The 214-nt window shown below is 54.2% G+C and carries 1 protein-coding gene; it reads left to right on the top strand.

Going from position 1 to position 214, the window contains the following annotated elements; genetic code table 11:
• A partial coding sequence (locus tag EOPP23_RS21405) for a hypothetical protein (RefSeq protein ID WP_194842711.1) occupies window positions 1-214 on the top strand: 214 nt, incomplete at both ends.

Below are 214 nucleotides of genomic sequence, written 5' to 3'. Positions count from 1 at the left end.
CTGGACGAGAACAACGAAACCGTTGATCTGAGTATTGGTGGTGAGACTGCCACCGGCACCATTGTTGATAATGACGGTGCGCCGACAGTAACTGACATCGAGCTGCAAAATGCTCAGGCCGAAGAGGGTGTTGAGGATCTGATCTTTAACGTGACCCTGAGCAACGGTTCCGACAGTGTCGTGACCTTCCCATTCAGTCTGGGCGGCGGTGCCA

The sequence above is a fragment of the Endozoicomonas sp. OPT23 genome (assembly GCF_009653635.1).
GTDB lineage: Bacteria > Pseudomonadota > Gammaproteobacteria > Pseudomonadales > Endozoicomonadaceae > Endozoicomonas_A.
The sequence above is the reverse complement of the archived record's forward strand: the minus strand, read 5'-3'. Positions and strand labels throughout refer to the sequence as shown.